Genomic DNA, 25,438 nt, shown 5'->3' on the forward strand with positions numbered 1-25,438 from the left:
TTGTGCCTGTTCTTACGGCGCATCTTCTTGCGTTTGTGTACGGCCATTTTATGGCGTTTTCTTTTTTTTCCGCAGGGCATGAATATTTCTATCTACTCTCTGTTTTAGAAGGCAAGTAATATAGGGCTCCGACCGATTTCTTCCAAACAAAAAAAATGTCTAGAGCCATTTTTGCTGGTCGGCAGCGCTAAGCTTACAGTACCGGCCAATCCGACTAGCTAGAAGGATTGAGCAGCAACATCGGATTAGGCGTTCATGTACTTGAAGAACTCCTTGTTGTCCTTGGTCTCGACGATCTTTTCGCGCATGAACTCCATGCACTCGATCGGGTTCTTGTCGGCCAGGTACTTTCTGAGCAGCCAGGTGCGTGAAAGTTCTTGCTGGCTGAACAGCAGCTCCTCCTTGCGAGTACCCGAGCGGAGAATGTCGATCGCCGGGAAGACCCTGCGTTCCGACAAGCGCCTGTCGAGCACAAGCTCCATGTTGCCGGTACCTTTGAACTCTTCGAAGATGACGTCATCCATGCGCGAGCCGGTATCGACAAGCGCCGTGGCGATGATGGTAAGGCTGCCGCCCTCTTCGATGTTTCGAGCCGCACCGAAGAAGCGCTTCGGCTTGGTCAACGCGTTGGCGTCGATACCACCGGAGAGAATCTTGCCGGAGTGAGGAATGATGGTGTTGTGCGCACGCGCAAGCCTGGTGATGGAGTCGAGCAGAATCACCACATCGCGCCCCACCTCGACCATTCTCTTCGCCTTTTCGAGTACCATGTCGGCCACCTGCACGTGGCGTTCCGGATCCTCGTCGAAGGTCGAGCTGACCACCTCGGCCGGCACGCTGCGGGCCATATCGGTTACCTCTTCAGGCCGCTCATCGATGAGCAACACGATCAGAAAAACCTCGGGATGGTTCTTGATGATGGCGTTGGCAACCATCTGCAACAGAATCGTCTTACCGGTCTTCGGCTGCGCCACGATCAATCCGCGCTGTCCTTTACCGATCGGGGTAAAAATATCCATGATCCGCCCGCAGTACTCGTTCTGACGGGTTTCAAGCTTGAGTCGCTCGTTCGGGAACAGCGGCGTCAGATTCTCGAAATATGGACGCTCCCTTGTGACCTCCGGATCCTTGCCGTTGATGGTGTTGATTTTGAGCAGCGCAAAGAAGCGCTCGCCCTCTTTCGGCGCCCTGACCTGCCCCGACACCGTATCGCCGGTGCGCATGTTGAAGCGCTTGATCTGGGAAGGCGAAACGTAAATATCGTCAGGAGAGGAGAGGTAGTTGTAGTTCGAGGAGCGCAGAAAACCGTAGCCTTCGGGAATGACCTGCAAAACACCGGTATTGACCATCACCTGTCCGTTCTCGGAATCAGCATTCCTCTGGGACTGCGCCTCGATGATCTTGTAAATCAGCTCCTCTTTGCGGAAACCGGCGGTAGTAACACCGAGCTCTTTGGCAATAGCATTCAGTTCGTAAACCTTTTTCTTCTGGAGTGCATTGATGTCCAGGCCTTTTGATACCGAATTGTTCGACATTATAGATTTAATCAACACTTAATGGTTAAGTATGCAGTAAGAGCACTGCGTCATGCGTAATCGCTGTGGAGAAGAAACGGGATCGTTGTCGATAACCGCCTGCAGTGGTGAGTAGCACCGTGGATTCTAAAGAGACCGACATGGAAAACGGAAAAGAAGCCGTATGGGGAAGATGGTCTGTGATGAAAAGGGTATTTCCCAGGCGAACTGCCAGCGTCAGGCTGCGCCCTGAACAACGAATTGGAGAGTTCTGAAAGCAAAACCAATATACGATTTTTTAAAAAAACTCACTATTCATGCTGAACCGCTCTTGCCCGAACGAAAAATGAAACGCTCCATTCCAGCCACCTCACCGGCAAGATAGAATGAACCGGTCACAAGAATGAGATCGTCGCCGTCGGCATGACTGAAAAGCAGATCAATACCTTCGGCAGCATCTCCACACTCCTCGACCCGTCCGATGCCGGCATCCCGGCACACTTCGGCAAGTTCGGCCTCCGGAAAGCTCCGTGTAGAGGGCAGCGGCACGGCAACCACCTCATCGGCGATGGAAGCAAGCTGCCGCGCAATCCCGGCAGCATCCTTGTCAGCAGCGACACCCAGCAGTACCCGCAATGAGCGGAACGAACCACGCACCTCCCGGAGCGCCTCGACGGTTCGGGACATACCGTCAGGATTGTGCGACACATCGAGCATCACCTTGGGCGAACCCGGAAGCATTTCAAGGCGCGCCCGGTACCCGGTGCCGCGCAAATCGGCAAGCCCCGTTTCAATATGGCTCCACCCGATACCTGCCGAACGGGCGGCCATCACGGCAAGCGTAACGTTCGAGGCGTGGAAAGAGCCGGTAAGCTGCGCCGAGATGCGATGCGCTCCATCCCCGGCAAGTGTGATCTCCAGATCGAGCCTGCCAGGCTGAACAGCAACCGTTTCGCAACTAGCCTCCGAGACATGATGCAACTCTGCCTGTTGCCGCCCGGCGGCCTGCCGGATCGGCGCAAGCGCCTCCTCGTCCGCAACGGCGGTGAAGACGCGCGAACCCGGCTTGATGATCGCGGCCTTCTCAGCGGCGATCGCACCAAGACTGTCGCCAAGCCACTCGGTGTGCTCCAAGCCGATACTCGGAATGATAACAATATCCGCCTTAACGGCGTTGGTCGCGTCGAGCCGTCCGCCCATACCGGTTTCGATCACCGAAGCATCGACCCCCTCGTCGGCGAAGTACGCAAACGCCATCGCGGTGGTCACCTCGAAAAAGGTCGCGCCCAGCTCGACGATAGCCGACTCAAGCTTCGAGCAGTATTCGGCTACACGCGCTTGCGAAATCGGCACGCCATCAATGCGAATGCGCTCGGTGAAGTCGATCAGGTGCGGCGAGGTGAACAGCCCGGCCTTGCGGCCCGACGCCCTGAAAATCGACGCCATGCACGAAGCAACCGTGCCCTTGCCATTGGTTCCGGCAAGATGCACCACCGTACCGAGCCGCCGTTCGGGATGGCCGAGCACATCGAGCAGTGCCTCGATACGTTCGAGGCCAGGCTTAATGCCGAATCGATGAAGGGGAAAGAGAAAATCGAGCGCTTGCCGGTAGTCCACGATGCCCTCAGAGATTGTTGTGCATGGCCGCAAGCGACGTCCTGACGAGCTCCTCGACCGAAAGTCCGGGAGTCGTCTCGAGAACTTTGGAGACCGCTTTCTGCGCGGAAGCTTTCGGGAAACCGAGTGTGGTAAGCGCAGCCACGGCGTCGTCGATCAACTGTGTCGCAGAAAGCACAGCGCTTGGAGCACCTGCCTTTGCGGACGACGTGGGCTGGATTTTGAGAATCTTGTCGCGAAGTTCGAGAATGATGCGCGCGGCGGTTTTCCGCCCCACACCGCTGATACCGAACAAGGTTTCCGGACGATTCGAGACGATGGCCTCCTGAATCTCCCCCACGCTCAGGCCCGACAGCACGGCGATCGCCAGCTTCGGCCCGACGCCGCTGATGGAGAGCAGCAGCCGGAAAAGCTGAAGCTCCTCCTCATCGAGAAAACCAAAAAGCTGCTGAAGATCCTCGCGGACATGGTAGTGCGTGTAGAGAAACACCGGGCTGCCCGGAACCGGCAGGCGGCTGCTCGTCCCCGAAGAGATATGCAGGCGATACCCGATGCCGGATACCTCGACAACCGCCTCCTCACGGGAGGCCGTCACCAGCTCACCTCTTAAAAATGCAAACATGTCGGATGAAATGGACGATACCCGGCCTGCAGTTCGCAAGCGTCGTCAAAGACAGGGCGAACATCACAAACCGGGCATACTGAAAAAGAAGCGTTTCATGCGCCACCGGTCGCGGCGGCACGTAACGATTGGTCAGGCCTGCGGCGTGTAGCTGTTGAGCATCTTGGTCAGCTGAGCCTTTTTGCGCGATGCCTTGTTGGCATGGATGTAGCGCTTGACGCCAAGGCGATCCAGCTTCTGCACTGCCGCACGGTATGCCGACTCGACTTCGCTCTTCGCTGCATTGGCATCGATCAGTTTCTGCATGTTCTTCAAAAGGCCCTTGAGTTCTTTCTTACGGGCACGGTTCCTTTCATTCCTGCGCGCTGCCTGTCTGAGTCGTTTTTCGGCTGATTTGTGTAAAGGCATAACCTTGTGCTGTTAATGTCTTGTAAAGTCTGTTAGAATCTCCTGCGCATTTCGCGCAATAAAAAGGCTTGTAATATACGACAACAGCGCAATAAATAAAAAAACATTGACAGAAAATCTTGTTCATCCTGACCGCTTTGCACCCCGGCTTCGGTGGATTTTACTATATTCCCGCAACACGACGGCATTCGAACATTCCAACCTCTGCCTCCATGAGCCTGATGATCAGCGTCTCCGGCATCCGCGGCGTTGTCGGCGCAAGCCTCACTCCGGAAACTCTCACCGACTTCACGATGGCCTTCGCCACCTGGGTCAGCCGCCGCAAAGCGTTGCAGAACCCGGCATCGGACGCGAAACCCAAAATCGTCATCGGCAGAGACAGCCGACCGACTGGCGGCATCATCACCCAGCTCGTTTCGAGCACGCTCAACCTCTGTGGCTGCGACGTGATCGATGTCGGCATGACCACCACGCCGACGGTCGAACTCGCCACGGCGGGCGAAGAGGCCGACGGCGGGCTGATCGTCACCGCATCGCACAACCCGGTCGAGTGGAACGCGCTGAAAATGCTCGACGAAAAGGGCGAGTTCCTGACCGCCAGCGACGTCGAGGAACTGCTCGTCATTCTGAATGAGAAAAACAAAGAATCCGCCCGCTGGGACGGTCTCGGCTCCATGATAGCGAACGGCTCGTGGGATAAAAAACATATCGACCGGATTCTGAAGCTCGACTGCATCGACCGCGACCTGATTTCGAGCATGAAGTTCCGAGTGCTGGTGGACGCGGTCGAGGGCGCAGGCTCGTTTATCGTGCCGGAACTGTGCCGCCAGCTCGGCATCGCGGAGGTCAAGACGCTCGCCTGCCTCGGCACCGGCATCTTTCCGCGCAACCCCGAACCGGTCGAAGAGAACCTCCGCGAAACGATGGACATCCTCTCGAAAGAGAGTTGCGATCTGGGTATCATCGTCGATCCCGACGCCGACCGGCTGGCGCTGATCTGCGAGGACGGCATGCTCTTCGGCGAGGAATACACGCTGGTGGCCTGCGCGGACTTCTACCTCAAGCACCACAACGGGCCGGTGGTCAATAATCTTTCGAGCAGCCGCGCTTTGCAGGACATCGCCGAAAAGCACGAAGTCGAGTGCTACAGCGCGAAGGTCGGCGAAGCCAACGTGACCGAGGTGATGAAGGGCTGCAACGCGGTGATCGGCGGTGAAGGCAACGGCGGGGTGATCCTGCCGGAGCTGCACTACGGCCGCGACGCACTTGCGGGCATCGCGCTCTTCATCCAGGCTTTCGCCGAGTGGAAAGCAGTGACCGACGGCACGCTCTCGGAGTTCCGGAAGACCTTCCCGAATTACGTAATGTCAAAGCAGAAGGTCAAGCTCGACGGCATGACCAAAGAGTCACTCGCCGCGCTGTTCGACGCCATCGCGGCGCGCCATCCGGAGGCATCGATCAACCGGCTCGACGGCATCAAACTCGACTTCCCGGAAGGCTGGGTACACCTGCGCCCCTCCAACACCGAGCCGATCGTGCGCATCTACACCGAAGCCGCGACCAAAGCCGAGGCCGACGCGCTGGCCGCGAGGTTCATCGATGAAATCAACCAATCGACCATCGCCTGAACGATATGCGCGGCACGGCAAACACAGCATCGGGATTCCGCACGCAGCAGGACGAAACTCTTGGCAAACGCAAGAAAGGGTCGGTCGATCGCTATATCATCAAGCGGATGCTCGGCTACATCAAGCCCTTCAAGGGGCTGGTGGCCGCATCGGTGCTGCTGACGGCGGGCGGCGCGATTCTGACGCCACTGCGCCCGTGGCTGACCCGCATCGCCATCGACGACCACATCACCAAGGGTGATCTGCACGGCCTCGGCGTCATCAGCATGATCCTGCTCGCAGTCATCGTGCTCGACGGCTTCAAGCAGTACGCAGCGACCTGGTTCACCCAGCTGCTCGGCCAGAAAGCTGTGTACGCCATCCGGCTCGACATCTTCCGCCACCTCCAGCGGTTGCCGATCCGCTACTTCGACCGCAACCCGGTCGGGCGCATCATCACCCGCACGACCAACGACGTCGAGTCGCTCAACGAGATGCTCTCCAGCGGCCTGATCACCATCATCGGCGACATCCTGCAACTGCTGCTCATCGTGGTGATGATGTTCCTGAGCGACTGGCGGCTGACGCTCGTGGTGCTCAGCATCCTGCCGGTCATGATCTACTCGACCATGGCGTTCAAGAACCGCGTACGCCAAGCGTTTACCGACGTGCGGACGCATCTGGCGCGGCTCAACTCCTTTTTCCAGGAGCACATCACCGGCATGAAGGTGGTGCAGCTCTTCGCGCGTGAAGAGGCAGAATTTGCCAAACACTCCGCAATCAACGCCGACCACCGCGACGCCAACATCCGGAGCGTGCACTACTTTTCGATCTACTTCCCGCTGATCGAGTTCCTCAGCTCGCTGGCGGCAGGTCTGGTGGTGTGGTTCAGCGCTTCGTGGGTGCTGAAAGGAAGCCTGTCGGTCGGTGTGGTGGTCTCGTTCGTGCAGTACATCTGGCTCTTCTTCCGCCCGTTGCAGCATTTGTCGGACCGCTTCAACATCATGCAGACGGCCATCACCAGCTCCGACCGCATCATCAAATTGCTCGAAGAGCCGCTGGAACCCGAACCGGAGGAGGAGAACAGGAGCGTCATCGACGGTTTCCATGACAGCATCGTTTTCGACAAGGTGTGGTTCGCCTACAACGAAAATCACTGGGTGCTGCAAGACATTTCGCTTGAAATCAAGGCGGGCGAAACCGTGGCCATCGTCGGCGCGACCGGCAGCGGCAAGACCACGCTCACCAACATTCTGTCGCGATTCTACCCGTACGAAAAGGGATCGGTAACAATCGACGGCATCGAGCTGAGCCGGATTCCCGGGGCTCAGCTGCGCAGGTTGGTCGGTGTGGTGATGCAGGACGTGGTTCTGTTTGCGGGGACAATTCGCGAGAACCTCAGCTTCGGCGACCCGTCGATTTCGGATGAAAAGATTCGTGAGGCAGCGCGAACCGTCGGCGCGAACCGGTTCATAGAAAAACTGCCCGGCGGCTACGACTACCGCATCCGCGAAAACGGCTCGGGACTGTCGGCGGGCCAGAAGCAGCTCCTCGCCTTCGTGCGGGCACTGCTCTACAACCCGGACATCCTCGTGCTCGACGAAGCCACCAGCTCGGTCGACACCGAAACCGAGACGCTCATCGAACAGGCCACAGACCGGCTCATGCAGCACCGGACATCGATCATCATCGCCCACCGGCTCTCGACCATCCAGCACGCCGACCGGATCGTGGTGCTGCACAAAGGCACCATCCGCGAAACCGGCACCCACCAAGAACTCCTTGCCCAGCGAGGGCTATACTACAAGCTCTACCTGCTCCAGCACCCGGAACGCGGAAGAATGGAAGGCGCGGCGTGAGAGTTTAAAGAATAGGTCGTATAAGACCTATTTCCCCAACCCCCGCAGCAAGGCAAAACCACGACGCCACACCCGAAGCATCAAAGATTGCTCTCTCGCAGAATCTTCACCGGTTCAAGCTTTGCAGCCTTGATCGAAGGAAGAGCGGCGGCGATGGTGCTGATGAGTACCGTCACCACGATGACGAAGAAAAAGTACCACGGATTCCACGACATGCTGAAGCCGCTTTTGGTGAGCGGCCCCTGCGAGCTCTGAATGTGCAGACTGGCCAGAAAACCGATGGAGCCGGTAGCCAGTACGCCCCCCGCCAGCGCTCCCCCGAGGCCGACGAGAAACCCTTCGAAAACGAACAGCCCGATCATCTGGAGCGACGAAAAGCCGAATGAGCGCATAATGGCAATGTCGCGACTCTTCTCGAACACGGTGGTTACGAGGATATTGGCCACACCGAAGCCTGACACTATACCGACGAAGCCTACCAGTGAAAGCACAATAACGCCAATGCGCCGGAACAGCGCCAGCACGCTGGCGTTCTCCTCCTGCCAGGTCAGGCAGCGGTAACCGGTCATGCGTTCGAGATCGCTGGCCACAGGCGCATTGGCGAAGGGGTCGCGCACCTTGAACGAGATGCCGGTGACCTTGTTCGGTGGAAGCCCTTCGATGATCTGACCAAGCTTGAGCGAAGAGAGAATCGTGTTGTCCGCAGCGTTCACACCGGTGAAAAAGATTCCGGCCACCTTGCATTGGCGGCTCGTGCCGTCAGGCGAAATGATGGTGAGCTGATCGTCGAGCTCGACGCCGAGATCGTTGGCCACCGTGCTGCCGACCAGCAAGGCGTCGGGCGTCTTTTTGAACTGCACCAGATCGCCGGAGGTGAGGCTGCGACCAATGCGGCTGATACGGTCTTCGCGGTCGATGTTCACCCCTTTGAGCAGTACCGGCTGATTGCGGTTGCCCTTGACAGCCATGATCTGAGACTCGACGAAGGGCGAGGCGGCGACAATCTTTCCGGAGAAGGCTGGCGAAGCAGCGATTTCGAGAATCCGCCCGTAGTTGCGCACCTCCTCGGGTTCGTCGCGTCCGATATTGTCTTCAACGAAAGCAACCTTCGACGAAGGATCGCCGTCGAACAGATTGGTGGGAATCGGATCGATCTTTTCGCCCTTGAGGCTGATATGCGGCGCGACGTCGATGATCGTTTCGGTAAACGAATCGAGCAGCCCCCTGGTCAGCGAGATGGTGGTAATCAGTACGGTCGTGCTGACCGAAACAGCGAGCATGGTGGTCAGGGTCTGGCGTTTGCGCCCCAAAATGTGCCGTATGGCGATATCGAACAGGGTTCTGAACATGGAGCGGATGCCGTACAAGCCCGAAAAAAGTTATGGGATATTTGCCATAAGTTATACTTTAAAGAACATCTCTGAAAATCGTTCAAACCCGGAGAGCATCGCCATCCGACCATGCAAGAGACAAGCGCAACCATAACCGCCGAACGCAAGCACAGCCACGTCGATGTCTGCCTCAACCGGCCAGTCTGTTTCGACGGGCAGGATACCGGTCTGGATGCCTGGCGATTTGAGCACAACGCCGCGCCGGAGATCGATTTCGCGGAGATCGACCTGACCGCCGAATTCCTTGGCCACGCCATCGGTATGCCGCTCATGATCTCTTCGATGACCGGCGGTTACGGCGACGCGCTTGCGCTGAACCGTACACTGGCCGAAGCCGCCGAACGCTTCCGCATCCCGCTCGGTGTCGGCAGCATGCGCCAGGCGCTTGAAGGCAACTCGCACCGCGAAAGCTTTTCGATCGTGCGCTCGTCGGCCCCGTCAGTACCGATCTTCGCCAACATCGGCGCGCCGGAAGTGGCCGCCGGCCTGAGCCGGGAGCAGCTCTCCACGCTCGTCGAGCTGATCGAGGCTGACGGCCTGATCGTGCATCTCAATCCGGCGCAAGAGCTATTCCAGCCGGAAGGCAGCACCAATTTCAGAGGATTTCTCGACCGCTTGCACGACATCACCGCAACCATCAACGTTCCGGTGATCGCCAAGGAGGTGGGCTGCGGCATCTCGGCACCATTGGCCAGTAAGCTCGCCGACGCGGGCGTCAAGGCCATCGACGTGGCTGGCGCTGGAGGCATCAGCTGGCAGAAGGTCGAAGAGTGCCGCTACCTCGACCGCTTTGGCAATGAAGAGCGCTTCAGCCCTTCGGCGCTCGACGAGTTCCTCAACTGGGGCATCCCGACCGCCGAGTGCCTGACCGGCATAGCCGCGCTGAAGGAGAAGAGTCCGGAGTACGGCTCGCTCGCCGTCATCTCGTCGGGCGGCATCCGCAATGGACTCGATGTCGCCAAATCGATCGCGCTCGGCGCGGACATCGCAGCATCCGCTCAGCACCTGCTCAAGGCCCTGCGTGCCGGAACGCTCGAAGAGACGATCCGCACCTGGGCAAACGATCTCCGGGCAGCCATGTTCCTGACCGGTTCGGCCACCACGGCACAGCTTAAACACGCACCAATCTACCGTAAACCCTGACTACAGGAGACTACAGGAGTTATGTCTTCACCAATCACCCAAGCACAGGTTGAAACCAGATACCAGCAATACCACGCCAAAATCAACGAGGCCCTTGCTGCATGTTTCCCGAAACAGAGCCCGGAAACCCTCTACGCCCCGGCGCGGTACATCCTCGAAGGAAAAGGCAAGCGAATCCGCCCGTTCCTGACCCTGCTGGCATCTGAAGCGGTCAGCGGCTCTTCGGAGAACGCCCTTGGCGTAGCCCTCGGCATCGAGGTGCTGCACAACTTCACCCTGATGCACGACGACATCATGGATGCTGCCGACCTTCGTCACGGCCGTCCGACCGTGCACAAGCAGTGGGATGTCAACGCGGCCATTCTCTCAGGCGACATGATGATCGCCTACGCTTACGAACTGGCGCTCAAGGCGATCAGTTCGCGCCACGCCGAGATGATTCACATCTTCAACGATGCCAACATCACCATCTGTGAAGGTCAGGCGCTCGACATGGAGCTTGAACAGCGTAAGGATGTCACCATCGCCGACTACCTCGACATGATCTCCAAAAAGACCGGACGCCTGATCTCGGCTGCGCTTGAAGCGGGTGGCGTGGCCGGCAACGGCACACCGGAGCAGATCGCGGCGCTGGTCACGTTCGGCGAAAAGATCGGACGCGCCTTCCAGATTCAGGACGACTACCTCGACATCATGGCCGGTGACGGCAAGTCGGGCAAGGTACCGGGCGGTGACGTCATCAACGGCAAAAAGACCTGGCTGCTGCTCCGTTCGCTCGAACTAGCCGAAGGCGCTGACCGCGAACTGCTGCAATCGATCTTCGACAACAACGGCACCTCGCCGGAGAACGTCCCTGCGGTCAAGGCGATTTTCGAACAATGCGGCGTACTGGAAGAAACCAGAGCGAAGATCAACGAGGATACCGAGGCAGCCCTCGACGCGCTCGAAAGCCTGCCCTTCGAGGAGGGCCGCGGCTATCTGAGAGGCTTTGCCAACATCCTCATGAAGCGCGATTTCTGAATTCTGTCCGGGGGGAACCCCTCCCCCCGGCACCTCTTCAATTCCCCTGCCCCCGACCATGACAACCACCCCTGAATCGAACGAAACGCTCGTCCGGATCCTCATGCTCTCGAAATTGCCCGGCATCGGCCCGGCGCGCGCACGCACCATGATTGCCACTTTCGGCTCCGGCAGCACGCTGCTGGAAGCGGACGCTGAGGCTCTCATCCAGATACCAGGAATCGGCAAAACGCTCGCTCGCCAGACTGCCGAAAACCTCGCAAGCCCGGCGTGGCGGAACAAAGCGAAGCTGGCCGCCGAGGAGCAGATCGAACGCGCTGGACGGCTGAATACCACCATCGTCACCATGCTTGATCCGGCCTACCCGACCCTGCTCAAGGAAATTTACGACCCGCCGCTCGCGCTCTTCGTCCGGGGCAATGTAAAGGCGCTGGCCACACCGTCGCTTGCCGTGGTCGGCACCCGCAAGGCGACGTCATACGGTAAACAGGCCACCGAACACCTTTGCCGCGATCTTGTCAGCATGGGGTTAACCATCACCAGTGGAATGGCTTACGGCATCGACATGACCGCGCATCACACCGCCGTGCAGCATGGCGGCGTAACCATCGCCGTGCTAGGCTGCGGCGTCGATACAATCTACACCGATCCGGCAGGCCGGCTCTGGCCGCGCATCCTTGAGAGCGGCGGCGCGATTGTGGCTGAGGACTGGCTCGGTACCGAACCCGTTCCCGGTAATTTCCCGAGAAGGAACCGCCTGATCGCCGGCATGACCCTCGGCACGCTGGTGGTCGAATCGGATATCAAGGGCGGATCGATGATCACCGCCTCCAGCGCCCTTGAGCAGAACCGCGAAGTGTTCGCCGTGCCGGGCAGCATCTTTGCCAAAGTTTCGCGAGGCCCGAACAGCCTGATTCAACGCTCGCAGGCCAAAGCGGCGCTCTCTGCCGATGACATTCTCTCCGAACTGCCACCAGCAGCCTTCTTGCCAACGGCCGGCCGCCAAGATGTTGATAAGCCTTCACTGCCCGCTCTGACCCCGGAAGAATCGCGCATTATCGAAGCTATCGAAAAGGAAGCAATCCACATCGACCTCATCGCCGAAAAAACCGGCATCCCCATCGAACAGCTGCTGGTGCATCTGTTCGAACTTGAAATGAACCGGATCGTCCTTCAGGAACCGGGCCAACTGTTCAGCATCCGGCCACCCGAAAGACGCTGAACACTGCTTTGAAAAACCAGTGAACGACCCCGCCTATTTATCTCACAGGCAATAGCTTTTTATCACCGGATTGCTTACTTTTGTTGGTGTTGTTCCGATGAGTTGACCAGAACAAGACTCGCTGTTTTTATGTAACCCAAACAACCCGACAATGTCAGATTTCAAAGGAATCAAAGTCATTTCCAGACTTCTCTTTATGGCCCTTCTTCTGGGCACTTTCTTCACGAGCCGCCCGGCTTTCGCTGCCGCAGATGGCGCGCAGAAAATCGGTGTAGTCGATTATGGAAGAATTTTCCAGATGATGCCCGAAACCAAAGCTGCCGAAAAGAGCATGCAGACCGCCAAAGCGCAGACCAGCCAGGAACTCGGCAAAATGCAGGCCTCTCTGCAAACCGCTGTTCAGACCTATCTGCAGCAGAAACAGAAAACCGGCAAATCCGATCCGGCACAGGAACGCGCACTTCAGGGACGTGAAGAGAACCTGAGGAAAGTCGCTGCTCAAAAATCGCAGGCGCTCGCCCAGCAGGAACAAAGCCTGATTCTGCCTATCCGCCAGAAAATCGATGCCACGGTGGCCGCAATCGCCAAAAAGGAAGGCTACAGCATGATTTTCGACAAGAACGTGCGCGTGTATGGCGATGCCCAGTCGGACATCACCTACAAGGTGCTCGATCAGTTGAAGATCAAGTAACCCTCTTCTGAAAGTCCCTTGTATTCTCGACGGACAACGCTATTCTTTCTGGCTATACTGTTCAGTACCGTAACCGGTTGCGGCGCTCAAGTCGACGAGCGCCGCAGTGCGGATCCGGTTGTGTCCTCACAAGAGCAACCCGCCCAGGAGAGCTGGGACATCACCATTGTCATCTCCGATTCCGGTCACAGAAAAACACTCATCAAAGCCGGCCACGCGGCTGAGTACCACAAAGGTGACAAAAAGGAAATTCATGTCGATGGCGGAATCAGCATTCGGACTGTCAACCCGAACGGCTCGACGACCACCATCACGGCAGGACGCGGAATCGTGCACAATAATCAGGACATCGAAGCATTTGACGATGTCGTCATCCGTTCCGATGACGGGACGGTGCTGCGTACCGAATACATCACACGCTCCGCAAGCGACCACATGATCCGGACAGACAAATACGTAACCATCACCAGCCCCTCCCGAACCATCCGGGGCTATGGCTTTGAAAGCGACGACGCCATGAAACGGTACAGAATTTTCCACGCCAGCGGTGAGGCCTTATCACAATAATCATCATGACCATAGTTGCATCAGTATGAAAGTACACATGCTCAAATCGAAGATCCACAATGCCATTGTTACCAGTGGAGACCTCGAATACGAGGGCAGCATCACCATCGACAAGGAGTTGCTTGAAATTGCCGATATGATGGCCAATGAGAAGGTGCTTGTGGTCAACAACAATAATGGCGAGCGCTTCGAGACCTACATCATCGAAGGTACCCGTGGCTTGCGGGAAATCCAGTTGAACGGCGCTGCTGCGCGCTGCGCGCTGCCGGGAGACGAAATCATCATCATGGCTTTTGCGGAGATGGAGCCCGAGGAGGCACGCAACTGGCAACCGATGATCGTGATCGTTGACCGGATGAACAACCCGAAACGCCGTCACCGTGTCGGCAAAGACAATGAATATCTCGGCTGAGAATCATTTCAAATCCGGACAAATACCCCTTTTATGAGTTTGGCAATCGTCATCATGGCAGCCGGTAAAGGCACAAGAATGAAGTCCGACCTGCCCAAAGTGCTGCACCAGGCCAACGGTAGACCGGTCGTCGAGTATGTCATCGAAAAATCGCAAGCGCTCGAACCTGAAATGATCGTACTGATCACCGGTCACCAGTCGGAGAAGGTACGCCAAGCCACGAGCAAATTTGACGTTCGTTACGCCTTGCAGGAGCCGCAGCACGGCACCGGCCATGCGGTCATGCAGGCTGAACCATTGCTGAAGGAGTTTGACGGAGAGATCATCATTCTGTCGGGTGACGCCCCGCTCTTCACCACCGCCACGCTGAAAGAGCTAGTGGCGTTCCATCGCGCGAACAGGGCCGTCGCCACTGTGCTGACTGCCAAGATTGACGACCCGACCGGCTACGGACGAGTCATCCGGAGCGGCGACGGCGAGGAGGTGCTACGAATCGTCGAACAGAAAGATGCCAGCGACGAAGAGAAAGCGGTCAACGAAATCAATTCTGGCGTCTATGTCTTCAACGCTACCGAGCTGTTTGATGCGTTGCACAGCATCACCAATGAAAACGCTCAGCAGGAGTACTACCTGACCGACGTGTTCGGTATCTGCTTTGGCAAAGGCCTGAAAGTGTGCGCTTTCAAAGTTGCTGACCCCAACGAAATCCGCGGCATCAACACCCCCGAACAGCTCAGGGAAGCCGAAACGCTCCTGCTGAGCGGCAACTACGTGTAAAAGACGAAGAGGCCGGAAGTTGCTGACAAAACTTCCGGCCCCCTGATCACTGCATCCGCTCCAACCGTTTCTCAATAAAGAAACATCGGCTTGCCCATAACACTCCTCATCTTCGGGCGGTAGTAGCGCAGATCGTAAAGTTCGCTGATATCGACCTGCTTGGTGCTGGACGACACCTCTTCGAGCGGCACGGCTGTATAGACGCCTTTCTGAAGCGCCACCATAACGCCGAATCTCTGTCCGGCAATCAGCTCCACGGCAAGCTGGGCGAAATTGAAGCCCACCATCAGATCGAGCGCGTCGGGAATACCGGAGCGCATCAGATAGCCGAGCGGCTGGCAGATCACGTCCTGCCCGGTCAGCATGGAGATGGTTTCGCGAGTCAGTTGCCCGATGCTGGCGGTTTCATCTCCATCGCCATCGTAGCGGCGTCCGCAATATTCGATCATCTTGCTGCCGACCATCCTGGCCCCCTCGCTGATGGTGAGCATGGCATACCGACTTGGGTTGGCGGCCTTGTCTTCAATGAGATAGTCGGCGAGGGTTTCCGGGTCAAAGGGAACCTCCGGAATAAGCGCGCGGTCAACACCGGCCAGGTAGGAGCTGATCAGGCAGGTCTCGCCCGTGCTGCGGCCGAACAGCTCAACTATCGTGATACGCTCATGCGAGCCGGAGCTGGTACGAAGCTGGTGAATATACTGCACGCTTCTGGTGACCGCCGTGCCGAATCCGACGCAGTAGTCGGTGCCATAGACATCGTTGTCCATCGTCTTGGGCACAGCAATAACCTTGACCCCCTTGCGTGACAGATGCTCGGCATAGCCGATGGTATCGTCGCCGCCGATAACGATAAGCACATCGAGACCAAGCGTATCGATGGTTCCGAGTACATGATCGGTCAGGTCGAAGTTTCCGGAATGGCGGAGACCAGAGCCCATCAACTCCGGTGAATTTCGCAGGAAGGGGGGAATCTCTTTCTTTTTGAGGTTGCCGGGATGGATCCGGCTGGTATGGAGCAGCGTGCCGCCAGTGCGGTCGATTCTCCGAACAGTCTGCGCATCGAGACCAACGATATGCTCCTCGCGGCTCGACGGATCGGAGGCATCGAAAGCCAGCAGGCCATTCCAGCCCCGGCGGATTCCGGTAACCCGGTACCCCCTCTCGGCGCTGATCGTCACGATCGTCTTGATGCACGCATTGATGCCGGGCGCATCACCCCCTCCGGTCAGAATGCCGATATGCATGAAGAGCCGGGTTGAAAGGTTATTACTTGCGCGAACGTCTCGGCTTTTTGGGCTCGGCGCCCACAGCCTCTTTTTTGCGCGTATCGGCGGCAATCTGGCTGGAGGTACGGGTATCAAGCGTCTCCGGCTCCGAATGCAATCCGTCGCTTCTCATGGAATAGAATTCGATCAGGTTGCCGTCGGGATCCATCACGAAAAAGGCAAGCCCCTCCCGGCGGTGCGCCGGACGAGTGACCAGATGAACACCGCGGTCTTCGAGATAGACCGCAGCTTCCCGAACCTCGGCATCAGAGGCCAGCCGGAAGCCGAAGTGATCCACACGGATGTCTCTGGCGTCGGCTGTGCCCGGCGTTTCAGCCTTGACCAGCACGAAAAGATCGGAGTTGAGCCGCAGGTAGGTAATATTGGCCCCGGCCCGGTGATCTACCCGGAAGCCGAGAATGCCAACGTAGAACTCTTCGGATAAACGCACATCGTTGACCCGAAGAGTAATCTGGTTAATCCCCGTCAGTTTCATCATCGTTCTCTGATTCTGCGGCCTTGGTTTCGACCGGTTTTTCGAGAATATAATCGTACTGGTGATCGAAGTACTGCGCGACAGCCTGCTGTGAGGGCTTCTCACGGCACTCGAACTCGACGCTGATAGCGATCTGCTCCGGGAACACCTTTTCGGACTCGGACTCCGAGGTGGGATTCCGGATCATCTCCTTGTAAGGAAGAAGGCGTTCTTCAAGTTCAGACCGCTCAGCCTCGTGAATCTCCCTGGCTCGTTTCGAAATGGCCACGACGGTTTCATACAGGTTTTCATGCGTACTTCTGAGCTTGTTCAGATCTACAGGTTTGACCGACATTGCAATAGAGCGTTATGATTGTGGAAGAAACTGGGCGATCTTCGAAGCGACAAGATCGACAGTGCGCTCGAGATCGTCATTGACCACGACAAAATCGAACTGATCAGCACAGGCAAGTTCCATCTCCGCCCGTTCGAGCCGCATGGCCAGAGCCTCTGGCGCCTCGCTTTTGCGTGACTGCAACCGCTGTGCAAGTACCTCCATGCTCGGAGGTTTGAGGAAAACGAGCAGCGCCCACTCTCCGAAAATTTTCTTGAGGTTCAGAGCCCCCTTCACATCGAGATCGAACAGAAGATTCCGGCCTGCGTCAACCGCCTCCCGGGTCTTGCCGAGCAGCGTTCCGTAGTAATTGCCGAAAAAGAACTCGTGCTCGATAAAACCGCCCTCTTCGATGAGTTGCTCGAAACGTTCGCGGGTCAGAAAATGATAATCGACCCCGTCCTCTTCGCCGGCCCTCATGGCACGGGTGGTAGCTGAAACCGAAAACTCCAGGCAGCCGAGACGCTCCATCACCAGCTTCGCCACGGTGGACTTGCCGGTGCCTGAAGGCGCTGAAAAGACAATCAGCCGGCCCTGTCTGGAATCTTGCTGGTCACTCATTGGCATCACTCGATGTTCTGCAGCTGCTCCCGAACTTTTTCAAGCTCCTCCTTGATGTGCACCACCTTTTGGGAGATGTCGGCATTCTGGGATTTTGATGCGATAGTATTGGCCTCGCGAAGCTGCTCCTGCAACAGGAAGTTGAGCTTGCGGCCAGAACCGCTCGACATGTTGTTCAACTCCTCGATGAAGAACTTGTTGTGGCTGTTGAACCTGGTGCACTCCTCGGTAATATCGAGCTTGTCGGCAGCCATGACGATCTCCATTTCGAGCCGATCCCTGCTGTACTCAACATCCCTGCCGGCAATAGCGATGATCTTGGAAGAGAGACGCTTGCGAATGGTTTCGAGGTTATCGGCAGCGATCACCTGAATTTCGGCAAGCGTGCGATCGATCTCGGCGATTCTCACCGTGAAGTCACCGGCAAGCTCCTCGCCCTCTTTGCGGCGCATCTCCTTGAGCTTCTCGACAGCTTCGACAACGGCCGACTGGGCGATTTGCCAGATCTCATCGGGCCGGTCGAGAATGGTGTTGTCGGATTCAAAAATTTCCGAAAAACGGAGGATATGATCAAGCGTCACCGGAGACTCGACACCGGCCTCCTGCCGGACGGTTTCAAGCAGGGCTTTGTAGCCCCTGACCTTTGCAGCATTGACCGTGACCGGTAGCTGCTCATCCTGTTCGTCGAGCTGGAGCTGGACGAACGCCGATATTTTTCCGCGCTGGAAATTACCACGGATCAGCTCCCTGACTTCGAGTTCGCGAGCAAGAAGCTGCCTTGGAAGCTTGACACCGATTTCAGCAAAACGATTGTTAACCGAGCGAAGTTCAACAAGCACTTTCATGCCTTTTTCCGCGCGCTCGGCACTGCCATAGCCGGTCATGCTTTCCAACATATGCAGATCCAGTTACATTCTTGAAAATACCTGCGGAACCTGGGTTCCGCAGGCGTCGGGTATGGGGATTTCGCTCCTGCTTATTTACGCAGATCGAGATCGGCAAGCACCTTGCGGTAGCGCTCGATATCGACTTTCTTGAGGTAGTTCAGCACGCGTTTGCGCTTGCCGACCAGCATCAACAGTCCGCGGCGTGAGTGCTTGTCTTTGGGATGCTGCTGAAGGTGACCGGTCAGATCGGCGATCCTGCGGCTGAACAGGGCAACCTGAACTTCCGCTTTTCCGGTATCCGTCGCAGAATCACCAAACTTCGTAATAATCTCGGTTTTGTGTTCTTTTGCCAGACCCATGGTAGTAATAACTAGTTGTGAAATAAAAACAAAAAATACGGCCTGAAATATAACATTATTTCAGATATAATTCTGCCTTTTTTTGATCGGCCAGCAGCTGCGCCTTGAGCTCGTCGATCGAGTCGAAGCATTGCTCAGGCCTGATAAAATCGAGCAGCTGCAAAACCAGTACAGCTCCATACAGCTCGCCTGAGAAGCCGACAATGTGCGCTTCGACAGTCACCGCCCCGTGCTCCTCAACGGTCGGACGACGGCCAATGTTCATCATGACCGGCCAGTCGCGGCCATCGATCGTGACCCTGGCCGCATAAACGCCGTGGGCCGGAAGATGCTTGCAGCGGTCAGACAGTTCGAGATTGGCTGTCGGAAAACCGATCTGCCGACCGAGCTTTTTGCCATTGACAACTTCCCCGCTGATGGTGTAGGGCGTTCCAAGGCAGACGTTTGCTTCGCGGATGCGACCCTCAGCAAGCAGGTGTCGTATTCTGGTACTTGAAACCGGCGAACCATCGACAATGATTTCGCCGACCACCTCGACCCTGAAGCCGTGCTCTTCGCCGAGCTGACGCAGGGTTTTTCCGCTGCCACTCCGGTCGCTGCCGAACCCGTGGTCGTAGCCAACGGTCACCTGCCGCGCGCCGAGCATCTTCACCAGTACATCACGGATGAAATCGGCTGAACTTTTCCGGGAGAATTCCCGGTCAAAGCGTATGACGAACAACAGATCAACCTGCATGGTTCTGAAGTGCGCGACCTTCTCGTCAAAGGTAGTCAGGAGTTGCACCTGACAATCAGAACTACTTTCAAGCACGAGCCTCGGATGCGGATCAAAGGTCACCACTACGCTTCTCAGACCATCCTGCCGCGCCTTGTCGATCATGGTGCCGATGATTTTGCGATGACCGACATGAAGCCCGTCGAACGAGCCGACGGTAACTGCTGAAGGCTCCGGCTTCAGGGAAACCACCTGGCCGGTTTCAGCATCATGAACCTCTTCGCCCTGTAAAATAACGACGCGCATAGTGTTACTCTTCGATAGCCGAAGCGGCACGGGCTATTTCGTCAACGATGGCATCGACGCTCATCGCCTCCGAAAGGTTGTACTGGCCGATCGAAACCCGTTTGAGAGCTGAAAGGTATCCGCCAACGCCGAGCAGCTCCCCAAGCTCATGGGCAATCACCCGGATATAGGCGCCCTTGGAAACTGTGATTGAAAAATGAACGAAGGGCAACTCGATACCGGTGATCTCGAAACGGTGAATTTCGATACGGCGCGCTTTGCGCTCCTTGACCTCATGACCTTGCCGCGCCAGCTCATAGAGCCGCTTGCCGTTGTGCCAGACCGCCGAGTGCATCGGTGGCTGCTGCAACCGTTCGCCGACCATCGATGCGGCCGCTTCGCGGATAGTCTGTTCGTCAAGCGCAGAAACATCGCGGATATCGTACTCCTCGCTCTCCGTGTCGTGGCTGGCTGTTTTTGCGCCAAGCCTGATGGTGCCTTCGTAACCCTTGTCCAGAATTTCCAGCGATGAGATCGTCTTGGTCTTGCGCCCTGTGGCGAGAATCAACAGGCCGGTTGCTTTGGGGTCGAGCGTTCCGCAGTGGCCGACTTTTCGCTTGGCGCCGTTGCGTTTGTACGCACCGCGGATTTTGGCCACGACGTCGAACGACGTCCAGTCCAGCGGTTTGTCAACCAGCAGGTAATCGCCCTCTTCACTCAGAACGGGCATAGGGGTTTGAGGCGTCATGACGAGCGTACTCCGAAACAGATAGGGCGGTTACAGCTGCTCTTCCGCCGGGCCGCGCCTGACCGACTTGAGCAGCTCCTCGATCCGGTTAGCCTGCTCGAACAAGCGGTCTTCGTAGAACTCCAGCTCCGGAATTCGCCTGAACTGGTTCCGGATTTTCGACGAAAGAATCTTGCGAAGCGCCTTGGTTTCGGTGTGCAGGAACTCCATCAGTTCGGCCCGCTGGGCTTCGGAGCCGATGATCGACACATACACTCTGGCAATGCCCAGATCGGCCGTGACCTTCACTTCGGTCACGGTCGCCAGAGGGCCACTACGGGGCAGCTCCTTCTCGAAAATAGCGCTCAACTCCCGCTGCAACAGCGAGGCGACTTTTTCAGTTCGTATCGACATCAGGACTTCCTTTCCTTGCTCAGAGTTTGCGTTTCTTTTCGACAATTTTGTAAGCCTCGACCACGTCGCCGACCTTGATATCGTCGTAGCCTTTCAGGCTCAGACCGCACTCGTAACCGCTGTCGACCTCTTTGACGTCGTCCTTGAAGCGCTTGAGCGAGTCGAGCTGGCCTTCGTAAATCTGCACGCCGTCGCGCAGGAGCCGGACGTTGGCATCGCGCGGCACCTTGCCGTCGAGCACATACGCGCCACCGACATTACCCACCTTCGGCACGCGGAAGACCTGGCGGATCTCGATCGAACCGAGGCTCTCTTCGTGCAGTTCAGGCGACAACATGCCTTCGAGCGCTTTCTCCACATCTTCGAGCACGTGGTAGATAACGCTGTAGAAACGCACATCGAGATCCTCTTTCTCGGCAAGCCGCTTGGCGTTGACGTTCGGGCGGACACGGAAGCCGATGATGATCGCGTCCGAAGCGGCGGCGAGCAGCACGTCGGTTTCGGTGATCTGACCGACGCCCTGGTGAATGAGCTGCACCTTGACCTCTTCGTTGTGAATCTTCATGAGGCCGTCGGCAAGCGCCTGGATCGAGCCGTCGGTATCGGCCTTGATGATGACGCTGAGTTCCTTCTTGAGTCCCTCCTTGATCTGGCGGGCGATGCTGTCGAGCTTGACGCGGGTGCTGCGGCGGAACTCGTGCTCGCGCTTGATGATCTGGCGCTTCTGGGCCAGGTCGCGGGCATCGCGGTCGGACTCCATGACGGTCAGCACATCACCGGACTGCGGCATATCCTCGAAGCCGAGCACGCGCACTGGCGTGGAGGGCCCAGCCTCATCAGTGCGCTTGCCGCGCTCGTCCATAAGCGCGCGCACCTTGCCCATCGAATTACCGGCCACGAACGGATCGCCAACCTTCAGGAAGCCACGCTGCACCAGCACGGTCGAAACCACGCCCTTGCCCTTGTCGAGCTCGGACTCGACGATGATGCCGCTGGCCATGATGTCCCTCGAATAGTTGCCTTTCAGCTCGCGGACTTCAGCCTCGGTAAGCACTTTTTCCATCAGCTCGCTGATGCCGATGCCCTTCTTGGCCGAAATCTCCTGGCACTGGTACTCGCCGCCCCAGTCCTCGACCAGCACGCCGGCTTCGGAAAGCTGGGTCTTGATCTTGTCGACGTTGGCCTCGGGCTTGTCGATCTTGTTGAGCGCCACGACAATCGGCACGCCGGCCGCTTTGGAGTGGTTGATTGCCTCGATGGTCTGGGGCATGACGCTGTCGTCTGCCGCCACAACGAGGATAACGATGTCGGTCACCTGCGCACCGCGGGCACGCATGGCCGTGAAGGCTTCGTGACCCGGCGTATCGAGGAAGGTGATCTGGCGATCGCCCTCGACGGTCACCTCGTAGGCGCCGATGTGCTGGGTAATACCACCCGACTCACCAGCAACAACGTTGCTTCGGCGAATGTAGTCGAGCAGCGAAGTCTTACCGTGGTCGACGTGACCCATGATGGTCACAACCGGCGGACGGGTCTTCATATCCTCGGGATTGTCAACCTGCTCTTCGGTCGTGGTGGCCTCGACTTCGGTCGTGAACTCGATATCGAACCCAAACTCCATCGCAATCAGCTCGATGGTCTCTTTGTCGAGACGCTGGTTGATGGTAACGAATTTGCCAAGCGTGAAGCACTTCTGGATAATATCCTTGGCGGTCAGGCCCATCAGTTCCGCAAGCTCGTGCGGCGAAGCATACTCGGTAACCTTGATGAGGCTCTTTTCGGCCTCGCGCATCGCTTCGGCTTCCTCCAGCTCACGTTCACGCTCCATGCGGCGCATCTTGCGGAACTTCTGGCGGGAACCGGACGAACCGCTGTCATCCATGCCGCTGATCGTGCTTTTGATATTCTTCGAGATGACTTTGTCGTCAACCTCGACCTTCTTTTTCTTCTTGCCCTTCTTTTTCTTGCCACTGGCATCCTCGCCACCGGTCGTGGACTCGCCCTCTCCAGCAGCTTTGGCAACCTTTTTCCGGCCGGCTTCGCCACCCTCCGAAGAGCCGGACGTCGCGCCTTCAAACTCGTCCTTGAGCTCTGCGGCATTCTCCTTGAAGCTCTTCTTGCGCGATTTCTTCTTGCGATCGGAGCCGCTCGACACGTCGATGGTACCAAGCACCGTCAGGCCACCGATCTTCTGCGGAGCTTCGTAGGTCTTCATCGAATCGGGCAGTGTCTGCACCAGAGTCTGGGAGGCTTCGGCAGACTCCTCGGCGCCTGGTTCCTGTTGCGACTGGGCTTCCGGCTGAGCCTCGACCGCGGTTTCGGCAGCTTTTTCAGGCTGCTCGACCGGCTTGGCTTCGGCTTCCGGCGCCTTGGTTGCGACAACCTCTTCTTTGGGCGATTCCGGCTGGGGCGTCTCGGCAATCACAGGCTGTTCAGCAGGGGCAGCAGGAGAAACCGCAGGCTCATGCCTGGCTGGAATCTCCACAAAAGGCTCTTTAACAGGTTCGGGCGTATGCGCGGCCGGGGCGGGCGAAGGCGCGCTGCTCAGGCTTTCCTTGAGCTGCTGCTCCTTTTCATAGGCCTTCCGCGACTGCTCTTCGAGCCTGGTAAGGCGCTTTTTCTTTTCAGCCCTGATCTTGCGGGTCTCATCAACCAGCTTCTTCTCCTGGCTGAAATTGCCGAAAATCATGTCGCGCATTTCCTCACCAACCATTGATGAGGTGGATGCGACCTTCCCCCCTTCCTGCTTGACAAACTGCAGAACTTCCCGTGGGCTGACCTGCAGCTCCCTGGCGATATCACTGATACGGAACCTACTCTGCTTTTCCTCGATGGCCATTGACTCCTCCTGGATAATTATCCTCTTGCCGGAATTCCTTCACACTCGCCGCCCCGACGCCTGCCCGGAAATCCTGTACTAATTCTCAGTTTGTTTCTTCGTCCCGAATCTCTTCCGGATCGATCCCGTCGCCCATGAGCGACCGTTCGTGGCTGTCATCGAGAAGCGCCTTGAGGTCTTCATCGTTGAACTGCTCCCTGACGGTACGGTAAATGGTCTCGGCGATCTTCTTCCAGTAGCGCTTTTCGTCGTCGGTGATCCGGCGCTCTCTCGGCTTGACCGGCTTGCGAGTCTTGTTGAAGACGAACAGCTCTTCGCTCTTCTGCGTACCAAGCAACGCCTCCTCGATCTTTTCGACGCCGCCTTTCAGAATCTTCTTGGCCGTATCAAGACCGCCGTCGAGCAACTGGTAAATCATGTCGTCGCCGAACTCTTCGCGGAATTCGATGATGTCGATGTCGTTCGGATCTTCGAGCGATTTATCGATCACGTCGCGATAGACGTCGATTTCATAGCCGGTAAGCTTTTCGGCCAGATGGATGTTGTTGCCGTTCTTGCCGATAGCGTATTTGATCTGGTCGGGCTTGAGCATGACGCGCGCCTTACGGGTCTTCATGTCGGCGTGCACGGTCATCGGATCGATCTTGGCCGGCTGCAGCGCACGGGCGATGAACACCTGCGGCTCGTCGGTGTAGTAGATGACGTCGATGTTCTCGTTGTTCAGCTCCTTGACGATGCTCTGAATGCGCTTGCCGCGGTAGCCGACCGTGGCGCCAACCGGATCGATGCGCGAGCTGGTCGATTCCACCGCAACCTTGGCGCGTTCGCCCGGCACGCGGGCGATGCCCTTGATGACGATCAAACCATCGAGAATCTCCGGAACCTCGCTTTCGAAGAGCTTGTAGAGAAAACGGTCATCAACGCGCGAGACGATCACCTTCATGCCGCCATCCGGCTTTTCACGCTCCTCGACGGTGCCGTCATCGTTGCGCACCTTGACCCTCTCACGCTCGATGCGTTTGACGTAGAGCTTCATGTGCGGCGTGCGGCGCGGATTGTCCTTCTTCATCATCTCCGACTTCGGCAGCACCAGCTCCACGCGATGATCCTTGGAGGTGTTGTAGGTAAAAATCACCTCGTTCGAACGCACCTGATACACCTCGCCGGCAACCACTTCACCGACCTTCTCAAGGCAGTCTTCGTACACGGCCATGCGCTCCAGATCGCGAACCTTTTTCTGCACCGATTGCTTGATGATCTGTATCGATTTGCGGGTCAGAAAGTCGTCGAGCTTGATCGGTCCTTCCTCGTAATAATCACCCAGCTCAAGCGAATCGTCGATCTGGCGAACTTCGTCGAGACCGATTTCGATAGTGGGAAGATCGACCTCTTCGACGATTTTTTTCAGGATATAGACCTCGAAATCGCCGCGTTCGGGATTGATGAAGATGTTGGCTTCAACTTCCGGATCGTAATCTTTCCTGAGCTGCTTCTGGATGATCTCCTTGAGCAGGTCGGCAATATCCATCTTGACCGCGGCGCTTTCGGAGCGTTTGTCCAGAAAGACCTTCGACTGCTCGATTTCTCCGAAAGCGCTGGCAATCTGCGCCTTCTGATCATGAGTTTCACCCTTAACCTGCTTTCGTGCCATCGCTGTGTGATCTTGT

Annotated in this window: 25 protein-coding genes; 9 read left to right on the forward strand and 16 right to left on the reverse strand. The window is 57.3% G+C overall.

Annotated features, from left to right (window positions below):
* Window positions 1–245: 245 nt before the first annotated feature.
* The 4 genes from rho to rpsT form a co-directional block, all read right to left on the reverse strand.
* Window positions 246–1,535: a transcription termination factor Rho gene (gene rho / locus CPAR_RS08970; RefSeq protein WP_012502995.1), complete on the reverse strand. Its 1,290-nt coding sequence runs from the start codon at window positions 1,533–1,535 to the stop codon at window positions 246–248.
* A 294-nt stretch (window positions 1,536–1,829) separates the two neighbouring features.
* Window positions 1,830–3,131, reverse strand: a complete 1,302-nt coding sequence (locus CPAR_RS08975; RefSeq protein ID WP_012502996.1) for a bifunctional folylpolyglutamate synthase/dihydrofolate synthase — start codon at window positions 3,129–3,131, stop codon at window positions 1,830–1,832.
* 7 nt (window positions 3,132–3,138) lie between these two features.
* Window positions 3,139–3,753 carry a Holliday junction branch migration protein RuvA gene (gene ruvA, locus CPAR_RS08980; RefSeq protein WP_012502997.1) on the reverse strand — a complete coding sequence of 205 codons (615 nt, stop codon included), beginning with the start codon at window positions 3,751–3,753 and terminating at the stop codon, window positions 3,139–3,141.
* Between the two features lie 132 nt (window positions 3,754–3,885).
* Window positions 3,886–4,161: a 30S ribosomal protein S20 gene (gene rpsT / locus CPAR_RS08985; protein WP_012502998.1), complete on the reverse strand. Its 276-nt coding sequence runs from the start codon at window positions 4,159–4,161 to the stop codon at window positions 3,886–3,888.
* A 212-nt stretch (window positions 4,162–4,373) separates the two neighbouring features.
* Between rpsT and glmM the strand changes: the two genes are divergently transcribed.
* Together glmM and CPAR_RS08995 are read left to right on the forward strand one after the other, a co-directional pair.
* Window positions 4,374–5,789 (forward strand): phosphoglucosamine mutase, encoded by a 1,416-nt coding sequence (gene glmM / locus CPAR_RS08990; RefSeq protein ID WP_012502999.1) that lies wholly within the window; start codon window positions 4,374–4,376, stop codon window positions 5,787–5,789.
* Between the two features lie 5 nt (window positions 5,790–5,794).
* Window positions 5,795–7,627 carry an ABC transporter ATP-binding protein gene (locus CPAR_RS08995; RefSeq protein WP_012503000.1) on the forward strand — a complete coding sequence of 611 codons (1,833 nt, stop codon included), beginning with the start codon at window positions 5,795–5,797 and terminating at the stop codon, window positions 7,625–7,627.
* Window positions 7,628–7,707: 80 nt separating this feature from the next.
* Here the strand turns inward: CPAR_RS08995 and CPAR_RS09000 are convergent, their stop codons facing one another.
* Window positions 7,708–8,976 (reverse strand): ABC transporter permease, encoded by a 1,269-nt coding sequence (locus tag CPAR_RS09000; RefSeq protein WP_012503001.1) that lies wholly within the window; start codon window positions 8,974–8,976, stop codon window positions 7,708–7,710.
* 111 nt (window positions 8,977–9,087) lie between these two features.
* Here CPAR_RS09000 and fni point away from each other — a divergent pair, with 111 nt between their 5' ends.
* The 7 genes from fni (at window position 9,088) to CPAR_RS09035 (ending at window position 14,850) form a co-directional block, all read left to right on the forward strand.
* Window positions 9,088–10,161, forward strand: coding sequence for a type 2 isopentenyl-diphosphate Delta-isomerase (fni, locus tag CPAR_RS09005; protein ID WP_012503002.1), 1,074 nt, complete (start codon window positions 9,088–9,090; stop codon window positions 10,159–10,161).
* Between the two features lie 21 nt (window positions 10,162–10,182).
* Complete coding sequence (locus CPAR_RS09010; RefSeq protein ID WP_012503003.1) at window positions 10,183–11,181, forward strand: polyprenyl synthetase family protein; 999 nt, start codon at window positions 10,183–10,185, stop codon at window positions 11,179–11,181.
* 58 nt (window positions 11,182–11,239) lie between these two features.
* Entirely contained in the window at window positions 11,240–12,403 is a 1,164-nt protein-coding gene (gene dprA, locus CPAR_RS09015; protein WP_012503004.1) for a DNA-processing protein DprA, read from the forward strand.
* A 151-nt stretch (window positions 12,404–12,554) separates the two neighbouring features.
* Entirely contained in the window at window positions 12,555–13,094 is a 540-nt protein-coding gene (locus CPAR_RS09020) for an OmpH family outer membrane protein (RefSeq protein ID WP_012503005.1), read from the forward strand.
* Between the two features lie 18 nt (window positions 13,095–13,112).
* The gene (lptC, locus tag CPAR_RS09025; RefSeq protein WP_232203894.1) at window positions 13,113–13,661 is read left to right on the forward strand and encodes an LPS export ABC transporter periplasmic protein LptC; all 549 of its coding nucleotides are present in this window, start codon (window positions 13,113–13,115) and stop codon (window positions 13,659–13,661) included.
* A 25-nt stretch (window positions 13,662–13,686) separates the two neighbouring features.
* Window positions 13,687–14,073, forward strand: coding sequence for an aspartate 1-decarboxylase (gene panD, locus CPAR_RS09030; protein ID WP_012503007.1), 387 nt, complete (start codon window positions 13,687–13,689; stop codon window positions 14,071–14,073).
* A gap of 33 nt (window positions 14,074–14,106) precedes the next feature.
* Complete coding sequence (locus CPAR_RS09035) at window positions 14,107–14,850, forward strand: sugar phosphate nucleotidyltransferase (RefSeq protein ID WP_012503008.1); 744 nt, start codon at window positions 14,107–14,109, stop codon at window positions 14,848–14,850.
* A gap of 71 nt (window positions 14,851–14,921) precedes the next feature.
* Here the strand turns inward: CPAR_RS09035 and CPAR_RS09040 are convergent, their stop codons facing one another.
* The 11 genes from CPAR_RS09040 to nusA all read right to left on the reverse strand — a co-directional run bounded on the left by CPAR_RS09040 (window position 14,922) and on the right by nusA (window position 25,422).
* The gene (locus tag CPAR_RS09040) at window positions 14,922–16,094 is read right to left on the reverse strand and encodes a 6-phosphofructokinase (RefSeq protein WP_012503009.1); all 1,173 of its coding nucleotides are present in this window, start codon (window positions 16,092–16,094) and stop codon (window positions 14,922–14,924) included.
* Between the two features lie 22 nt (window positions 16,095–16,116).
* Window positions 16,117–16,614: a VOC family protein gene (locus CPAR_RS09045; protein WP_012503010.1), complete on the reverse strand. Its 498-nt coding sequence runs from the start codon at window positions 16,612–16,614 to the stop codon at window positions 16,117–16,119.
* Window positions 16,592–16,945 (reverse strand): DNA-directed RNA polymerase subunit omega, encoded by a 354-nt coding sequence (locus CPAR_RS09050; RefSeq protein WP_012503011.1) that lies wholly within the window; start codon window positions 16,943–16,945, stop codon window positions 16,592–16,594. Before CPAR_RS09050 ends, CPAR_RS09045 begins: the two co-directional genes overlap by 23 nt.
* A gap of 12 nt (window positions 16,946–16,957) precedes the next feature.
* Window positions 16,958–17,551, reverse strand: coding sequence for a guanylate kinase (gene gmk / locus CPAR_RS09055; RefSeq protein WP_012503012.1), 594 nt, complete (start codon window positions 17,549–17,551; stop codon window positions 16,958–16,960).
* The gene (locus CPAR_RS09060; RefSeq protein ID WP_012503013.1) at window positions 17,551–18,441 is read right to left on the reverse strand and encodes a YicC/YloC family endoribonuclease; all 891 of its coding nucleotides are present in this window, start codon (window positions 18,439–18,441) and stop codon (window positions 17,551–17,553) included. The genes gmk and CPAR_RS09060 overlap by 1 nt, the downstream gene beginning before the upstream one ends.
* A gap of 80 nt (window positions 18,442–18,521) precedes the next feature.
* Window positions 18,522–18,791 carry a 30S ribosomal protein S15 gene (gene rpsO, locus CPAR_RS09065; protein ID WP_012503014.1) on the reverse strand — a complete coding sequence of 90 codons (270 nt, stop codon included), beginning with the start codon at window positions 18,789–18,791 and terminating at the stop codon, window positions 18,522–18,524.
* A 55-nt stretch (window positions 18,792–18,846) separates the two neighbouring features.
* Complete coding sequence (locus CPAR_RS09070) at window positions 18,847–19,812, reverse strand: bifunctional riboflavin kinase/FAD synthetase (RefSeq protein ID WP_012503015.1); 966 nt, start codon at window positions 19,810–19,812, stop codon at window positions 18,847–18,849.
* Window positions 19,813–19,816: 4 nt separating this feature from the next.
* Window positions 19,817–20,539, reverse strand: a complete 723-nt coding sequence (truB, locus tag CPAR_RS09075; protein ID WP_012503016.1) for a tRNA pseudouridine(55) synthase TruB — start codon at window positions 20,537–20,539, stop codon at window positions 19,817–19,819.
* Between the two features lie 30 nt (window positions 20,540–20,569).
* Window positions 20,570–20,932: a 30S ribosome-binding factor RbfA gene (rbfA, locus tag CPAR_RS09080; RefSeq protein WP_012503017.1), complete on the reverse strand. Its 363-nt coding sequence runs from the start codon at window positions 20,930–20,932 to the stop codon at window positions 20,570–20,572.
* A gap of 19 nt (window positions 20,933–20,951) precedes the next feature.
* On the reverse strand, window positions 20,952–23,771 hold the full coding sequence (gene infB, locus CPAR_RS09085; RefSeq protein ID WP_012503018.1) for a translation initiation factor IF-2: 2,820 nt from the start codon (window positions 23,769–23,771) through the stop codon (window positions 20,952–20,954).
* A gap of 85 nt (window positions 23,772–23,856) precedes the next feature.
* Window positions 23,857–25,422 (reverse strand): transcription termination factor NusA, encoded by a 1,566-nt coding sequence (gene nusA, locus CPAR_RS09090; RefSeq protein WP_012503019.1) that lies wholly within the window; start codon window positions 25,420–25,422, stop codon window positions 23,857–23,859.
* Window positions 25,423–25,438 lie beyond the last annotated feature (16 nt).

Origin of the sequence: Chlorobaculum parvum NCIB 8327 (genome assembly GCF_000020505.1) — a bacterium.
GTDB classification, from domain to species: domain Bacteria; phylum Bacteroidota; class Chlorobiia; order Chlorobiales; family Chlorobiaceae; genus Chlorobaculum; species Chlorobaculum parvum_A.

Excerpts from the sequence above, each read along its gene's own strand:
- nusA (WP_012503019.1), bottom strand. The coding sequence starts at position 25,422 with ATGGCACGAAAGCAGGTTAAGGGTGAAACTCATGATCAGAAGGCGCAG.
- CPAR_RS09035 (WP_012503008.1), top strand. The coding sequence starts at position 14,107 with ATGAGTTTGGCAATCGTCATCATGGCAGCCGGTAAAGGCACAAGAATG.
- CPAR_RS09045 (WP_012503010.1), bottom strand. The coding sequence starts at position 16,614 with ATGATGAAACTGACGGGGATTAACCAGATTACTCTTCGGGTCAACGAT.
- rbfA (WP_012503017.1), bottom strand. The coding sequence starts at position 20,932 with ATGTCGATACGAACTGAAAAAGTCGCCTCGCTGTTGCAGCGGGAGTTG.
- CPAR_RS09070 (WP_012503015.1), bottom strand. The coding sequence starts at position 19,812 with ATGCGCGTCGTTATTTTACAGGGCGAAGAGGTTCATGATGCTGAAACC.
- CPAR_RS09020 (WP_012503005.1), top strand. The coding sequence starts at position 12,555 with ATGTCAGATTTCAAAGGAATCAAAGTCATTTCCAGACTTCTCTTTATG.
- rpsO (WP_012503014.1), bottom strand. The coding sequence starts at position 18,791 with ATGGGTCTGGCAAAAGAACACAAAACCGAGATTATTACGAAGTTTGGT.
- CPAR_RS09000 (WP_012503001.1), bottom strand. The coding sequence starts at position 8,976 with ATGTTCAGAACCCTGTTCGATATCGCCATACGGCACATTTTGGGGCGC.
- infB (WP_012503018.1), bottom strand. The coding sequence starts at position 23,771 with ATGGCCATCGAGGAAAAGCAGAGTAGGTTCCGTATCAGTGATATCGCC.
- dprA (WP_012503004.1), top strand. The coding sequence starts at position 11,240 with ATGACAACCACCCCTGAATCGAACGAAACGCTCGTCCGGATCCTCATG.
- ruvA (WP_012502997.1), bottom strand. The coding sequence starts at position 3,753 with ATGTTTGCATTTTTAAGAGGTGAGCTGGTGACGGCCTCCCGTGAGGAG.
- CPAR_RS09050 (WP_012503011.1), bottom strand. The coding sequence starts at position 16,945 with ATGTCGGTCAAACCTGTAGATCTGAACAAGCTCAGAAGTACGCATGAA.
- CPAR_RS09040 (WP_012503009.1), bottom strand. The coding sequence starts at position 16,094 with ATGCATATCGGCATTCTGACCGGAGGGGGTGATGCGCCCGGCATCAAT.
- fni (WP_012503002.1), top strand. The coding sequence starts at position 9,088 with ATGCAAGAGACAAGCGCAACCATAACCGCCGAACGCAAGCACAGCCAC.
- rpsT (WP_012502998.1), bottom strand. The coding sequence starts at position 4,161 with ATGCCTTTACACAAATCAGCCGAAAAACGACTCAGACAGGCAGCGCGC.
- truB (WP_012503016.1), bottom strand. The coding sequence starts at position 20,539 with ATGACGCCTCAAACCCCTATGCCCGTTCTGAGTGAAGAGGGCGATTAC.
- glmM (WP_012502999.1), top strand. The coding sequence starts at position 4,374 with ATGAGCCTGATGATCAGCGTCTCCGGCATCCGCGGCGTTGTCGGCGCA.
- panD (WP_012503007.1), top strand. The coding sequence starts at position 13,687 with ATGAAAGTACACATGCTCAAATCGAAGATCCACAATGCCATTGTTACC.
- rho (WP_012502995.1), bottom strand. The coding sequence starts at position 1,535 with ATGTCGAACAATTCGGTATCAAAAGGCCTGGACATCAATGCACTCCAG.
- CPAR_RS09010 (WP_012503003.1), top strand. The coding sequence starts at position 10,183 with ATGTCTTCACCAATCACCCAAGCACAGGTTGAAACCAGATACCAGCAA.
- CPAR_RS08995 (WP_012503000.1), top strand. The coding sequence starts at position 5,795 with ATGCGCGGCACGGCAAACACAGCATCGGGATTCCGCACGCAGCAGGAC.
- CPAR_RS09060 (WP_012503013.1), bottom strand. The coding sequence starts at position 18,441 with ATGTTGGAAAGCATGACCGGCTATGGCAGTGCCGAGCGCGCGGAAAAA.
- gmk (WP_012503012.1), bottom strand. The coding sequence starts at position 17,551 with ATGCCAATGAGTGACCAGCAAGATTCCAGACAGGGCCGGCTGATTGTC.